Below are 13,571 nucleotides of genomic sequence, written 5' to 3' on the forward strand. Positions count from 1 at the left end.
CCGACGAGTTCCGCGCCCCGCAGCCGTCTGCCCTCTCGCACAGGTCGAGGAGGGACGATGACCACCACCCGCCCCCAGGCCCGCCTGGACCCCCGCTACAGCGACCCCGAGTCCGTCGCCCCGCCCTGGCCGGGGGCGGAGGCCCGGCTCGCCGCGGCCGAGCTGTTCTGGATCTCGACGGTGCGGCCGGACGGCCGCCCGCATGTGACCTCGCCGCCCGCGGTCCGGTCGGAGGCCGCGCTGCACTTGTGCACCGGGCCTCAGGAGGGCAGGGCGAGGAACCTGGACGAGAACCCGCAGGTCGTCCTGACGACCGGCACCAGCACCTGGAACCGGGGCTACGACCTGGTGGTCGAGGGAGCCGCGGTGCGGGTCACGGACGACGCGCGGCTGCGCGAGCCGGCCGCCGCCCGGGAGACGAAGTACGGCAGCTTCTGGCACTTCGAGGTCCGGGACGGCTGCTTACAGCGCGGTGCGGGACACGCGTCCGTCTATGCGGTGGCGCCGCGCACCGTTTTCGGCTTCGGTAAGGGGGAGCCGTTCAGCCCGACGCGCTGGCGGTTGTGACACCCACGGGAGGACGCTGTATGGACATGACCCTCGAAGTGATTCCGCTGCCGGTGAGCGACCTCGACCGGTCGAGGGACTTCTACCGGGACAAGGTCGGTTTCCACGTCGACATCGACCAGGAGGTCATGCCGGGGATGCGGATCGTGCAGCTGACGCCTCCCGGATCCGGCTGCTCGATCGCCCTCGGCGACGGCATCTGGGACGAGAGCCGGGGGCAGAAAAAGCCGGTGCCCGGCTCCTACCAGGGTCTGCAGCTGTGCGTGACCGACATCAGGGCGGCGCATGCGGAGCTGACCGCGCGGGGGCTGGAGGTCTCCGAACCGGTGGAGTACTCGCCCCAGGACGGGGGGACGTTCATGTACTTCAGCGATCCGGACGGCAACGGGTGGGCGGTACAGGAGTACCGCCGGCGCATCAAGGAGCCGCTGCACGAGCTGCTGGCGCAGGTGAAGGCACGGCAGCAGGAGAGCTGACAGGCGCCCCGGCGGTGCGGTGACCGTCGGGCGGGCGGGCGCACCCCGACGTCGCCGGGTCGCGCCGCCCGCGCCCAGCAGGCCGTTCAGGCCCCGCGCCCACCAGGCTGTTCAGGCACCGGGGGGCACGACTGCCCGCGGCTCGGCGGATCCGGGCCGCGGATCCGGGCCGCGGATCCGGGCCGCCCGCCGGGTGGGCGCCGTCGCGGCGGTGTGAGTGGCCACCGACCCGCACCGGCCGCCGCAGGCATCGCACCCGCACTCGGACCACCCCCACCGAACCGCCGGAGGCACCCCGCGCCCCCCGCCACCAGAACCGCCGGAGGCACCCCGCGCCCGGCGTCAGGCCGTCTCGCGCCACCCGTTGGTGATGGGCAGGCGCCGGTCCTTGCCGAAGCCCTTCGCCGAGATCTTCGTCCCCGGCGGGTACTGCCGCCGCTTGTACTCCGCCGTGTCGACCATCCGCAGCGTCCTCGTCACCAGCTCCCGGTCGTACCCGGCCGCGACGATCTCGTCGGCCCCCTTGTCCCGGTCGACGTACAGCTCCAGGATCGCGTCCAGCACCGGATAGTCCGGCAGCGAGTCCGTGTCCACCTGCCCCGGCCGCAGCTCCGCGCTCGGCGGCTTCACGATCGAGTTCTCGGGGATCGGCGGTGTCTGCCCCCGCCCCACCGCCGCCCGGTTCCGCCACTCCGCCAGCCGGAACACCGACGTCTTGTACACGTCCTTGATCGGCCCGTACGCCCCCACCGAGTCCCCGTACAGCGTCGAGTACCCGACCGCCAGCTCCGACTTGTTGCCGGGCGCCAGCACGATGTGCCCCTCCTGGTTGGAGATCGCCATCAGCATCGTGCCCCGCAGCCGCGACTGCAGGTTCTCCTCCGCCAGCCCGGCCAGCCCCAGCGCCCCCATGTACGCATCGAACATCGGCTCGATCGCGACCGTCCGGAAGTTCAGCCCGGTCCGCCGCGCCAGCTCCGCCGCGTCGTCCTTGGAGTGGTCGGAGGAGTACTTGGACGGCATCGACACGCCGTACACGTTCTCCGCCCCCACCGCATCGCACGCGATCGCCGCGACCAGCGCGGAGTCGATCCCGCCGGACAGCCCGATCAGCACCGACCGGAACCCGTTCTTCGCGACGTACGCCCGCAGCCCCACGACCAGCGCCGAGTAGATCTCCTCGGCGTCGTCGAGCCGCTCCGCGTACCCGCCGCTCATCTCCCCCGCGTACGGCGCCACCGGCTCCTCCGACAGCACCACCCGCTCGATGCGGAGCCCGTCGTCCACGACTCCGCTCGGCGCGTCGGGCACGGCCGCGGGCAGGTCGAGGTCGAGTACGACGCACCCCTCGGCGAACTGCGGCGCCCGCGCGACGACCTCCCCGCCCGCGTCCACCACGATCGAGTCGCCGTCGAAGACCAGCTCGTCCTGCCCGCCGATCATCGCCAGGTACGCGGTGGTGCACCCGGCCTCCTGGGCCCGCTTGCGCACCAGCTCCAGCCGGGTGTCGTCCTTGTCGCGCTCGTAGGGCGAGGCGTTGATCGAGACGAGCAGCCCGGCCCGCGCGGACCGGGCGGCCGGCACCCGCCCGCCGTCCTGCCAGAGGTCCTCGCAGATCGCGAGGGCGACGTCGACGCCCCGCACCCGCACCACCGGCATGGTGTCGCCCGGCACGAAGTACCGGAACTCGTCGAAGACGCCGTAGTTCGGCAGGTGGTGCTTGGCGAAGCCGAGCACCACCTCTCCGCCGTACAGCACGGCCGCCGCGTTCTGCGGCGCACCGGCCGGCTGGCCGTACTTCGGCTGGGCGGTCTCGCTGCGGTCGAGGTAGCCGACGATCACCGGCAGCTCCCCGAAACCCTCCTGGGCGAGCCGCGCGGCGAGCGACCGCAGCTCGGCGCGGGAGGCCTCGACGAAGGACGACCGCAGGGCGAGATCCTCGACGGGGTACCCGGTCAGCACCATCTCCGGGAACGCCACGAGGTGCGCCCCCTGCTCCGCGGAGTGCCGGGTCCAGCGCAGAATCGTCTCGGCATTGCCGGAGAGATCACCGACGCGGGAGTCGATCTGGTTCAGGGCGAGTCGTAGTTGAGGCACGCGGCCAGTTTAATCGTCAGAGCGACGCGATATGGAGAAGGAGGTACGGATCACGCAGCCCGACCGGATAATTTGAACGCCGGATGCACAATTACCTACGCTCCCGGTATGCGGCTGCTGCGCTCCACCGACCTCGCCCTGCGCGTCCTGATGCGCCTCGCCGCGGCCCGTGACGCCGACCCCACGGCGAATCCCACTACGCGTGACGTCGCCGCGGCCATGGACGTGCCGTACACCCACGCCGCGAAGGTCGTCGCCGAACTCCAGCACATGAACCTGCTCACGGCCCGACGGGGCAGGGGCGGCGGGCTCACGCTGACCGAGCAGGGCCGTACGGCGTCCGTGGGCGCCCTGGTACGCAGCTTCGAGGGCGAGGGCGACGTCGTCGACTGCGAGGGCACCGCGACCAGCGCGCCCTGCCCCCTGAGCCCAGCCTGCCGCCTGCGCGGCGCGCTGCGCCGGGCCCAGGAGGCGTTCTTCGCCTCCCTGGACCCGATCACGGTCTCGGACCTCACCGGCGACGCGACGGGCCCGCTCCTGCTGGGCATCCCACCGCGGCCGTAAGGGCATCGACAGCCCTATCCCCGCCCGGCCTGCCACAGGTCCGGCCCGAACACCTCGTAGTGGATCCCGGCCGGTGCCACCCCCTTGCCCATCAGCTGCTCCCGCACCGCCCGCAGGAACGGCGGCGGACCGCACAGATACGCCCGTGTACCCGGCGCGACCGGCACGGGCGTGAGGTCGACGTACCCGGTGTACGCGCCGGCCGGCGCATCCTGCTCGTACCAGAAGTGCACCGTGCCCGCGGCCAGCTTGGCCGCGTACGCCTCGTGGTCGGCGCGCAGGGCGTGGTCGGCGGGCGAGCGGTCCCCGTGCACGACGGTGACCGGTGCGCGGTGCCCGCTCCCGGCGATGTGCGCCAGCAGCGCGGTCATCGGGGTCACGCCGATCCCGGCCGATGCCAGCAGCAGCGGGGTGTCCGCACCGACGTCGAGGACCAGGTCGCCGTAGGCCTCGGACAGCTCCAGGACGTCACCGGCCCGCACACGCGCATGGAGATGGCCCGAGACCTCACCGTCGGGCGTGGGGCCGCCGTGCACCCGCTTGACGCTGAACTGCCGCTCGTCCGGCCCGGGCGCCCCGGAGAGGCTGTACTGCCGTATCTGCCGGGCTCCGTCGGCGAGGGCCACCCGGACGGAGACGTACTGGCCCGCACGGAAGTCCCGCACCGGGCCGCCGTCGGCCGGGCGGAGCCGGAAGGTCACCACATCGGCGGTCTCGGTGATCCGCTCGACGACCTCCCAGGGGCGCCAGCCGTGCCCGCCGCGCTCCTCGTGGAGACGCCTCTCGATGGCGATCAGGGCGTTCGCCATCAGCCAGTAGACCTCGGTCCAGGCCGCCGCGACCTCCGGCGTGACGGCGTCACCCAGCACTCCCGCGATGGCGGCGAAGAGGTGCTCGTGGACGATCTCGTACTGGTCCGCGGTGACGCCGAGGGAGGCGTGCTTGTGCGCGATGCGCTGGAGCATGGCGTCCGGCCGTTCGTCCGGGTGCTCCAGCAGCTGGGTCGCGAAGGCGGCGATGGAGCCCGCGAGGGCCCGGCGCTGGGTGCCGGCGGCCTGGTTCCCGCGGTTGAACAGATCGCGCAGCAGTTCGGGGTGGGCGGCGAACATCCCGGCGTAGAACCGCTCGGTGATCTCGCCGAGGGACGCGCCGACGGCGGGAAGTGTGGCACGTACGGTGACAGCGGACTGCTCGGACAGCATCGGGCCTCCTGTGCTGGGCATGCTGGACTTGCCGGAACCTGCTCGGCTGCTTGCACCCTCATTAAAACTTGCATCCAGAATTCCAATTAACGGGGGTCTGCGGACCCGGCGACGGACCCGGCTGTTACGGATGCCGGGGCGAGCGGGCAAGATGGGCCACAGGGGCGATCGGCAACGCACACGAAACGCTGGTGTGGTGGGATGCCCAGGAGTGCCCGACCGCCTCCCGCGGTACCGGAGACAGGCGGCCTGACCAGCAAGGATGGGGAAGCGGAAGATGGACAAGCAGCAGGAGTTCGTGCTCCGGACCTTGGAGGAGCGCGACATCCGTTTCGTACGTCTGTGGTTCACGGACGTGCTGGGCTTCCTGAAGTCGGTCGCCGTGGCTCCGGCGGAGCTGGAGCAGGCCTTCGACGAGGGCATCGGCTTCGACGGCTCCGCGATCGAGGGTTTCGCCCGGGTCTACGAGTCCGACATGATCGCCAAGCCCGATCCGTCGACGTTCCAGATCCTCCCCTGGCGTGCGGAGGCCCCGGGCACGGCCCGGATGTTCTGCGACATCCTGATGCCGGACGGCTCCCCGTCCTTCGCCGACCCGCGCTACGTTCTCAAGCGCGCCCTGAACCGCACCTCCGACCTGGGCTTCACCTTCTACACCCACCCGGAGATCGAGTTCTTCCTGCTGAAGAACAAGCCGACGGACGGCTCGGTGCCGACCCCGGCGGACAACTCGGGCTACTTCGACCACACCCCGCAGAACATCGGCATGGACTTCCGCCGCCAGGCGATCACCATGCTGGAGTCGATGGGCATCTCGGTGGAGTTCTCGCACCACGAGGGCGCACCGGGCCAGCAGGAGATCGACCTGCGTTACGCCGACGCGCTGTCCACCGCGGACAACATCATGACGTTCCGCCTGGTGATGAAGCAGGTGGCGCTCGAGCAGGGCGTGCAGGCCACGTTCATGCCCAAGCCGTTCTCCGAGCACCCGGGCAGCGGCATGCACACCCACCTCTCCCTCTTCGAGGGTGACCGCAATGCGTTCTACGAGTCCGGCGCCGAGTACCAGCTCTCGAAGGTCGGCCGCTCCTTCATCGCGGGTCTGCTGAAGCACGCGGCGGAGATCTCCGCGGTGACGAACCAGTGGGTGAACTCCTACAAGCGGATCTGGGGCGGCTCGGAGCGCACCGCAGGCGCGGGTGGTGAGGCACCGTCGTACATCTGCTGGGGCCACAACAACCGCTCGGCGCTGGTCCGCGTGCCGATGTACAAGCCGGGCAAGACCGGCTCGGCCCGGGTCGAGGTCCGCTCCCTGGACTCCGGCGCCAACCCGTACCTGGCCTACGCCCTGCTGCTCGCGGCCGGTCTGAAGGGCATCGAGGAGGGCTACGAGCTCCCGCCGGGCGCGGAGGACGACGTCTGGGCCCTGTCCGACGCCGAGCGCCGGGCGATGGGCATCGAGCCGCTCCCGCAGAACCTCGGCGAGGCGCTGGACCTGATGAACCGCAGCGACCTGGTCGCCGAGACCCTCGGCGAGCACGTCTTCGACTTCTTCCTGCGCAACAAGAAGCAGGAGTGGGAGGAGTACCGCTCCGAGGTCACCGCCTTCGAGCTGCGCAAGAACCTCCCGGTGCTGTAGGCCCGAGTCGGAGCGGGCTCCCTTCGCCCGGCAGACGGGGGCCGGCGGTCACGTACCGCCGGCCCTTCGGCGTTCCACGGCCCTGTCGCCCTGTCGCGCTGTCTCCCTGTCGACGGAGGCTCGATCCAGCGTCCTGCGCCGGTGATCGACGCCCGGCCGGAGAGCACTCGCGGAATGCCCGCCGAGTGGACGGACGGCTCCGCCGCCCCCTCGGGCTGCTCCGTGCCCGGCTGCGCGAGCAGCGGAGCCGCGCGGGGAGACCGGCACCCGGGGGTGCCCGAGCACGGATCGGCACTCCGTCGGGTGAACCGCACCGTCGGGTGGCTGCCGACGCACCCGGCGCCGGGAAGGGCGTTCGTGCCGGACAGCCGACGCACAGGGAGCGCCCATGCCGAAATTTCTCATCCAGGCCAGCTACACGCCCGAAGGCACGAAGGGACTGCTCGCCGAAGGCGCGAGTGGCCGGCGGGCCGCTGTCGAGCAGGCCGTCTCCAGCCTCGGCGGGAGCGTCGAGGCCTGCTACTTCGCCTTCGGCGAGGACGACGTCGTGCTCATCATCGACTTCCCCGACCAGGTGGCGATGGCCGCGGTCAGTCTCGCCGTGAAGGCCAGCGGCGGCCTGCGCACCCGGGCGACCCCGCTGCTGACCCTCGACGAGATCGACCGGGCCACCCGCCGGGAGGTGTCCTTCCGCGCCCCCGGTGACTAGCCCCGGTCACTGGGCCGGGGTGTCGTGTGCTCGTCCGGCCCCAGTGCGTCGAGGATGAGCGCGAGGCCGAACGCGAACTCGTCGGCGTAGTCGTACCCGGGCTCGAGGGCGTGTTCCGTGGCGAGTTCGGTGAGGTGTGGGTAGGCGTCGGCGGGCATGTCGGACAGGATGGCGCCGGCGACCTCGTCCAGCTCCGCCGGGCCGGTGAAGGGCAGGCTGGTCTCCTGGATCACGAAGCCGTACAGGTAACTGTCGATCAGTGAGAAGGCGTGCGCGGCCATCGGGACGGAGAAGCCGCCGGTGCGCAGGGCGCCGAGGACGGCGTCGTGGTGGCGCAGGGTCGCGGGTCCCGGCCGGGTGCGGGAGTCCATCAGACCCACGGCCCAGGGATGGCGGCGCAGCACGGCGCGGGCGGACTCCGCCCGGTGGCGCATGGCACTCTTCCAGCCGGTGTCGCGCGGGGGCAGGTCGATCTCGGCGAACACCGCGTCGACCATGCCGTCGAGGATGTCCTCGCGGCCGGTGACGTGGTGGTACAGCGACATCGCCTCGACTCCCAGCGGCGCGGCTACCGCCCGCATGGTGACGGCCGACGCCGACCCCTTCCCGTCCGCCACCGCCATCGCCGTACGGATCACCCGCTCACGGGTGAGCGGCTTCCTTCCCTGCACCGCGCCCCTCCTCTTCACCGTGCCCCTCCTCGCTGTCCCTTCTTGACGACCTTACGACATAAGGCTACCGTCCCTTACATCATAAGGTGACTGTTCGGCGGAGGGCGGCGCTGTCATGGGTACGGATCAGGTGGGCACGGGTCGGATGAAGAAGGTCTGCATCGTCGGAGCTTCCGGGAAGCTCGGGCAGTACATGGTCCGGCACGCGCTGGACCGCGGCTACGAGGTGGTCGGGGTGTGCCGCGAGCGCAGCGTGCCGAAGCTGGCCCCGTTCGAGGGGCGGATCACCGTGGTGCCGGGGCCGACGAACGACCCGGAGGTGATCCGCCGGGCGGCCGACGGCTGTGACGGGGTGCTGACGGTGCTGGTGCCCTGGGGTGTGCAGCAGTACTCGTCCGGCACGGCACAGGCGGTGCTGGACCACGCGCGGCCCGGCGCGCGGCTCGTCTTCTCCTGCGGCTGGCACATCACGCGGGACGGCAAGGACCGGTACTCGCGGACGTTCCGGGCCGCCGTACGGGTCGCCGCCCGGCTGGCCAAGCTGGTCCGCGCGGTCGAGATAGACGACCAGGTGGAGGCGTGCCGCCGGGTGTTCGCCAGTGACACCCGGTGGACGGTGGTGCGCGGCAGCTCCCTGGAGGAGGGCGAGAGCCAGGGGCTGCCGGTGTGGAGCCGGCACGTGGGCGACCCGGTGCTGGCCAGCAACCGGACACGGCGGGTGGACTTCGCGCTGTTCATGGTGGAGGCGCTCACCGACGACACGCTCGTCCGGGAGGCCCCGGCGATCGTCGGGTGCCGCACCCCCAGCGCCCTCGCCCACGCCGCCCGGCACGCCGACCCCGCTTAGCCGCGGCACCTCCGGCAGACACTCCGACGAGAGATCGCTCCCCTCGCCGGAGATACACATGATCTGCACCAGCAGATGCATGGCACCGGAGCGAACCGACGTCCACGCCGACGACAGCGACCTCGCGCCGATCAAGGAGGCCGCCGGACGTCTCGGTGCCGCGGAGGCGGAGATGATCCGCCAGGGTGTCCACCGGATCGCCCCGGCCCATCGGGTCCGGGACGAGCCGTTCGTGACCGACGAGGAGACCTTCGGCCTCGGTGGCCCCGTGGACCGGGCCGAGATCGCAGGGCCGTCGCCCGGGACCACGAGCGCGCGAGCGGGGGGGACCGGGGCGACGCGGCGTGATCGCGATCGCCGGCACCTCCGGGCTCCTCGCCCTCGTCAACCGGGCCGACCCCGATCACCACGCGGCCAGGAAGGCCGCGGACCAGTGCGGCTTCCTCGTCACCAGCCCGCTGGCGCTCACCGAGGTCCACCAGGTGGCGACGAGCCGCGCCGGGCACGCCGCTGCGGACGGGATCCTGCGCTCCCTGAGCGCACGCATGCGGCAGATGCGGCTCGTCCTGGCGCCTCCCACGCCCGAGATCCTGGACGCCGCGCTGTCCGTCCGCGCCCGCCACGACACCCTCGACCTGGATCCGGTGGACGCCGTGGGCGCCGTGGGCGCCGTGGGCGCCGTGGGCGCCGTGGGCGCCGTGGGCGCCGTGGGCGCCGTGGGCGCCGTGGGCGCCGTGGGCGCCGTGGGCGCCGCCCTGGCCGCCGAGTACGACACGGACGCCATGGTCCCCATGGACATCCGGACTTCCGGACGGTCCGGACGCCGGGCGGGCGGTACACCTGCTTCCGGATCCTTCCCGACGACATCTGGGCGCGCCCCTGGACTCTGAGCGCCCTAGGCTCTCCTGAGCACCCGGCCCCCTGAGCACACCGGGGCCCTGAGCGCATCGGGCCTCCGCTCAGCGGCGCGCCGCCTCCGGGGCCTTCGTCCGGCGCGCCGCGACCACCCGGCGCGGCCGGTCGGCCGGCGCCGCCCGCCGGTCGACCGCGTACGCCGCGCCCGCCACCGCCAGGCCCAGCACCGCCAGGGCCGACCCGGCGAGCGCCGGGGAGGTCACGCCGTGGCCCGCGGCCAGAGCCAGGCCGCCGATCCAGGCGCCGCCGGCATTGGCGAGGTTGAAGGCGGCCTGGTTGGCGGAGGAGGCCAGGGAGGGGGCCGCCGCGGCCTTCTCCATGACCGTCAGCTGCAGCGGGGATCCGGTGACGAAGGCCGCCGTGCCGAGCAGCGCGACCGCGACGGCGGCGGTGACCGGGGTGCGCATCAGCAGCGGGAAGAGGGCCAGGACCAGCGTCAGGGAGGCCAGACCGCCGAAGAGCGTGCCGCGCAGCCGGTGGTCGGCGAGCCGGCCGCCCAGCAGGTTGCCCGCGGTGGCGCCGACGCCGAACAGGGCCAGCAGCAGGGTCACGCTGGTGTCGGCGTACCCGGCGGCGTCGGTGAGCATCGGGGCGATGTAGCTGTAGGCGGCGAACAGGGCACCGAAGCCGGCGACGGTGGTACCGAGCGCCAGCCAGACGGGCAGCGAGCGCAGGGTGGCCAGTTCGCCGCGCAGACCGGCCGCCGGCGCGGGTGCGTTCTCGCGCGGGATCAGCAGCGCCAGCGCCGCGATCGCGGCGAGGCCGATGGCGGCGACCCCGAGGAAGGTCGCCCGCCAGCCCAGATGCTGGCCCATGAGGGTCCCGGCCGGGACGCCCGCGATGTTGGCGACCGTCAGGCCCAGGAACATCAGGGAGACCGAGCGGGCCTTGCGCTCCGGGGCCACCATGCCGGTCGCGACCACCGCTCCGACGCCGAAGAAGGCGCCGTGCGGCAGCCCGCTGAGCAGGCGGGCGGCGAGCAGCCAGTGGTGGTCGGGGGCGAGCGCCGAGAGGGCGTTGCCGACCACGAACAGCACCATCAGGCCGATCAGCACGGTGCGGCGCGGCACGCGTGCGGTCACCGCGGCCAGCAGCGGGGCGCCGATGACCACTCCGAGGGCGTACGCCGAGACCAGATGGCCGGCGGCGGGGATGGAGACACCCAGGTCGTCCGCGACGCCGGGCAGCAGGCCCATCATCACGAACTCGGTCGTTCCGATGCCGAAGGCACCCACGGCGAGGGCGAGCAGGGCCAGGGGCATGAGGGGTCGCCTTTCGGGAGCGGTTGCGCGGACCGGGACTCGGGGTGTCCGAACCCTGTATGTTCAAGCTCGGAACAAAGTCTCTCAGGTCGCGCATTCCCTCCGGAGCCCTCAGGAGGCCGTTGTGTCGACCTTCACACGGGCGGCCACGGGGAGGTGATCACTGCCGGTGGCGGGAAGCGTCCAGCTGGTGACCGGATCGACGCCCTTCACCAGGATCTGGTCGATCCGCGCCATCGGGAACGCCGCCGGCCAGCTGAACCCGAAGCCGTCGCCCGCCGCGCCCTGCGTGGAGCGCATCTGGGCGGTGACGGCGTTCAGCGACCGGTCGTTCATGGTGCCGTTCAGATCGCCGAGCAGGACCACCCGCTCCAGCCGCTCCCCCGCGATGGCCTCCCCCAGTGCGTCGGCGCTCTTGTCCCGCTGCCGGGCGGTGAATCCGGCCTCCAGCTTCACCCGCACCGAGGGCAGGTGGGCGACGTAGACGGCGACCGGTCCGCCGGGGGTGGCCACGGTGGCGCGCATCGCCCGCTTCCAGCCGAGCTGGATGTCGACGGAGCGGACGGCGCTCAGCGGGTACCTGCTCCACAGCCCGACGGTGCCCACCACCTCGTGGTGCGGATAGGTCGCCGCCAGCGCCTTCTCGTACGTCGGCACCGCGGACGCCTTGAGCTCCTCCAGGGCCAGCACGTCCGCGCCCGAGGCGGCCACCGCGCGGGCGGTGCCGGAGGGGTCGGCGTTGTCGGCGTTGACGTTGTGCGTGGCCACCGTCAGATCCCCGCCGGAGCCGGTCTTGTCACTGAGCAGCCCGCCGAAGAGGTTCAGCCACACCACCGCGGGAAGCAGCACGGCGATCAGGGCCGTGGCCGACCTGCGGACCAGGGCGACGGCCAGCAGCACCGGGATCAGCAGGCCCAGCCACGGCAGAAACGTCTCGGTGAGACTGCCCAGGTTGCCGACCGCGTTCGGGATGTGCGCGTGCGCCGCCAGCACCCCGGACAGCAGCACCGCCACCGCCGCCGTGATCAGACCCCGGCGCCAGATCCGCCGGTCGCCCCGCCAGCCGGCGGCGTACCGGACGCACAGGCGCCGGATGCGGTTCCCCCGGGGCCCGGCCTCCGAGCCGCCGCTGTCCGTCTCCGTCACGTACGCCTGCTGCGCCATACCGCCGCCTCACTACCTGCCGTGCACACCGTCGCCCCCCGCGCCCCGGAAGAACCCTAGGGGATGATCGGTTCCCTTCCCGCCGCCGCATGACGGCCGTACGGGCACGAGGACGAGCCGGTCGCCGCCCGGAGTTCCGGTGGCGGGCGGTGCTGGAGGGGTCTGTGACCAAACGCGCACATTCGGCGGCTCGCGACGGCGCCCCGGTGCCGCCCTGGTACCGGGGTCCTCTGGCCCTCGGTGGCACGAGGTGCCACCATGGAGGGGAGTCCGGGGACGCCGTCAGGGCGCCTCGAGATGACATGAAGGAGCCGTTGCCATGACGCAGCTCTCGGCTGCCCATGACGCGCAGGCGTCGCAGCACAGCAAACCCTCCGACGGCAGCAAGGCGCTGTACGGGGGCAGGAGCACCCGCCGCATCACCGTCCGGGACGTCACCGCCGCCAAGGAGCGCGGCGAGAAGTGGCCCATGCTCACCGCGTACGACGCGATGACCGCGTCCGTCTTCGACGAGGCCGGCATCCCGGTGATGCTGGTCGGCGACTCCGCGGGCAACTGCCACCTCGGCTACGAGACCACCGTCCCGGTCACCCTCGACGAGATGACCATGCTGTCGGCCGCGGTGGTCCGCGGCACCAGCCGGGCGCTCATCGTCGGTGACCTGCCCTTCGGCTCCTACCAGGAGGGCCCGGTCCAGGCGCTGCGCTCGGCGACCCGGCTGGTCAAGGAGGCCGGTGTGGGCGCGGTGAAGCTGGAGGGCGGCGAGCGCTCGCACCGGCAGATCGAGCTGCTGGTGGAGTCCGGCATCCCGGTGATGGCGCACATCGGGCTCACCCCGCAGTCGGTCAACGCCATGGGCTACCGCGTGCAGGGCCGCGGCGAGGAGGCGGCCCAGCAGCTGCTGCGGGACGCCAAGGCGGTGCAGGACGCGGGCGCCTTCGCGGTGGTCCTGGAGCTGGTGCCGGCCGAGCTGGCCGCCGAGGTGACCCGGACGCTGCACATCCCGACGGTCGGCATCGGCGCCGGTGCGGAGACTGACGCGCAGGTGCTGGTGTGGACCGACATGCTCGGGCTGACCGGCGGGCGGGTGCCGAAGTTCGTGAAGCAGTACGCCGATCTGCGTGCGGTCATGGGCGACGCGGCGAAGGCGTTCGCCGAGGACGTCGTCGGTGGAACGTTCCCGCAGGAGGAGCACTCCGTCCACTGAGCGCTCCGCCGGCAGCGCCGCGATGTGCCGTCGCTCGTCCGCGGCGCCGTCGTGGCCGGTCGCGCAGTTCCCCGCGCCCCTTCAGCGCGCTGCCGAACCGCAGGGGACTTCGCCCGACCTGCTTGGAGCCATCGCGGTACGACACCGGGGCCTCGCCGATCTTCCCCCGTCGGCGGGGCCCCGGCGCGTTCCGCGGCTGTCGGTGGCCGTGTCGGTGCCGTGTCGGTGCCGTGTCGGTGGCTGCCGGTGGG

At 72.4% G+C, this 13,571-nt stretch carries 13 protein-coding genes; 8 read left to right on the forward strand and 5 right to left on the reverse strand.

The features are described 5' to 3' along the window. The first annotated feature begins 57 nt into the window (after positions 1-57). Both V5O46_RS01505 and V5O46_RS01510 read left to right on the forward strand, forming a co-directional pair. A complete protein-coding gene (locus V5O46_RS01505; RefSeq protein WP_332882509.1) occupies positions 58-567 on the forward strand; it encodes a pyridoxamine 5'-phosphate oxidase family protein in 510 nt (169 codons plus the stop codon). A 20-nt stretch (positions 568-587) separates the two neighbouring features. Then, complete coding sequence (locus V5O46_RS01510; protein ID WP_332882510.1) at positions 588-1,043, forward strand: VOC family protein; 456 nt, start codon at positions 588-590, stop codon at positions 1,041-1,043. Positions 1,044-1,385: 342 nt separating this feature from the next. Here V5O46_RS01510 and V5O46_RS01515 read toward each other — a convergent pair whose 3' ends face one another. After that, positions 1,386-3,140: an NAD+ synthase gene (locus tag V5O46_RS01515; protein WP_332882511.1), complete on the reverse strand. Its 1,755-nt coding sequence runs from the start codon at positions 3,138-3,140 to the stop codon at positions 1,386-1,388. 108 nt (positions 3,141-3,248) lie between these two features. Here V5O46_RS01515 and V5O46_RS01520 point away from each other — a divergent pair, with 108 nt between their 5' ends. After that, positions 3,249-3,704, forward strand: coding sequence for an RrF2 family transcriptional regulator (locus V5O46_RS01520; protein ID WP_332882512.1), 456 nt, complete (start codon positions 3,249-3,251; stop codon positions 3,702-3,704). A 14-nt stretch (positions 3,705-3,718) separates the two neighbouring features. Here the strand turns inward: V5O46_RS01520 and V5O46_RS01525 are convergent, their stop codons facing one another. Next, a complete protein-coding gene (locus V5O46_RS01525; RefSeq protein ID WP_332882513.1) occupies positions 3,719-4,906 on the reverse strand; it encodes a globin domain-containing protein in 1,188 nt (395 codons plus the stop codon). 277 nt (positions 4,907-5,183) lie between these two features. On the opposite strand from V5O46_RS01525, the gene V5O46_RS01530 reads away from it, so the two are divergent. Together V5O46_RS01530 and V5O46_RS01535 are read left to right on the forward strand one after the other, a co-directional pair. Beyond that, entirely contained in the window at positions 5,184-6,545 is a 1,362-nt protein-coding gene (locus V5O46_RS01530) for a glutamine synthetase family protein (RefSeq protein ID WP_332882514.1), read from the forward strand. A gap of 388 nt (positions 6,546-6,933) precedes the next feature. After that, a complete protein-coding gene (locus tag V5O46_RS01535; RefSeq protein ID WP_332882515.1) occupies positions 6,934-7,254 on the forward strand; it encodes a GYD domain-containing protein in 321 nt (106 codons plus the stop codon). On the opposite strand, the gene V5O46_RS01540 is transcribed toward V5O46_RS01535, so the two are convergent. Continuing rightward, positions 7,251-7,877, reverse strand: a complete 627-nt coding sequence (locus V5O46_RS01540) for a TetR/AcrR family transcriptional regulator C-terminal domain-containing protein (protein ID WP_332882745.1) — start codon at positions 7,875-7,877, stop codon at positions 7,251-7,253. The genes V5O46_RS01535 and V5O46_RS01540 overlap by 4 nt on opposite strands. A gap of 163 nt (positions 7,878-8,040) precedes the next feature. Here V5O46_RS01540 and V5O46_RS01545 point away from each other — a divergent pair, with 163 nt between their 5' ends. Next, positions 8,041-8,772, forward strand: a complete 732-nt coding sequence (locus V5O46_RS01545; protein WP_332882516.1) for an NAD(P)-dependent oxidoreductase — start codon at positions 8,041-8,043, stop codon at positions 8,770-8,772. Positions 8,773-9,116: 344 nt separating this feature from the next. Continuing rightward, positions 9,117-9,662, forward strand: coding sequence for a PIN domain-containing protein (locus V5O46_RS01550; protein WP_332882517.1), 546 nt, complete (start codon positions 9,117-9,119; stop codon positions 9,660-9,662). A gap of 69 nt (positions 9,663-9,731) precedes the next feature. Here V5O46_RS01550 and V5O46_RS01555 read toward each other — a convergent pair whose 3' ends face one another. Continuing rightward, the gene (locus tag V5O46_RS01555) at positions 9,732-10,949 is read right to left on the reverse strand and encodes an MFS transporter (protein ID WP_332882518.1); all 1,218 of its coding nucleotides are present in this window, start codon (positions 10,947-10,949) and stop codon (positions 9,732-9,734) included. 111 nt (positions 10,950-11,060) lie between these two features. Beyond that, the gene (locus V5O46_RS01560) at positions 11,061-12,113 is read right to left on the reverse strand and encodes an endonuclease/exonuclease/phosphatase family protein (RefSeq protein WP_332882519.1); all 1,053 of its coding nucleotides are present in this window, start codon (positions 12,111-12,113) and stop codon (positions 11,061-11,063) included. A gap of 319 nt (positions 12,114-12,432) precedes the next feature. Here V5O46_RS01560 and panB point away from each other — a divergent pair, with 319 nt between their 5' ends. Continuing rightward, a complete protein-coding gene (gene panB / locus V5O46_RS01565) occupies positions 12,433-13,320 on the forward strand; it encodes a 3-methyl-2-oxobutanoate hydroxymethyltransferase (RefSeq protein WP_332882520.1) in 888 nt (295 codons plus the stop codon). Positions 13,321-13,571: the final 251 nt, after the last annotated feature.

It is taken from the genome of Streptomyces poriticola, from assembly GCF_036689765.1.
Lineage (GTDB): Bacteria > Actinomycetota > Actinomycetes > Streptomycetales > Streptomycetaceae > Streptomyces > Streptomyces poriticola.

Excerpts from the sequence above, each read along its gene's own strand:
- V5O46_RS01505 (WP_332882509.1), top strand. The coding sequence starts at position 58 with ATGACCACCACCCGCCCCCAGGCCCGCCTGGACCCCCGCTACAGCGAC.
- V5O46_RS01510 (WP_332882510.1), top strand. The coding sequence starts at position 588 with ATGGACATGACCCTCGAAGTGATTCCGCTGCCGGTGAGCGACCTCGAC.
- V5O46_RS01520 (WP_332882512.1), top strand. The coding sequence starts at position 3,249 with ATGCGGCTGCTGCGCTCCACCGACCTCGCCCTGCGCGTCCTGATGCGC.
- V5O46_RS01525 (WP_332882513.1), bottom strand. The coding sequence starts at position 4,906 with ATGCTGTCCGAGCAGTCCGCTGTCACCGTACGTGCCACACTTCCCGCC.
- V5O46_RS01530 (WP_332882514.1), top strand. The coding sequence starts at position 5,184 with ATGGACAAGCAGCAGGAGTTCGTGCTCCGGACCTTGGAGGAGCGCGAC.
- V5O46_RS01535 (WP_332882515.1), top strand. The coding sequence starts at position 6,934 with ATGCCGAAATTTCTCATCCAGGCCAGCTACACGCCCGAAGGCACGAAG.
- V5O46_RS01540 (WP_332882745.1), bottom strand. The coding sequence starts at position 7,877 with ATGGCGGTGGCGGACGGGAAGGGGTCGGCGTCGGCCGTCACCATGCGG.
- V5O46_RS01545 (WP_332882516.1), top strand. The coding sequence starts at position 8,041 with ATGGGTACGGATCAGGTGGGCACGGGTCGGATGAAGAAGGTCTGCATC.
- V5O46_RS01555 (WP_332882518.1), bottom strand. The coding sequence starts at position 10,949 with ATGCCCCTGGCCCTGCTCGCCCTCGCCGTGGGTGCCTTCGGCATCGGA.
- V5O46_RS01560 (WP_332882519.1), bottom strand. The coding sequence starts at position 12,113 with ATGGCGCAGCAGGCGTACGTGACGGAGACGGACAGCGGCGGCTCGGAG.
- panB (WP_332882520.1), top strand. The coding sequence starts at position 12,433 with ATGACGCAGCTCTCGGCTGCCCATGACGCGCAGGCGTCGCAGCACAGC.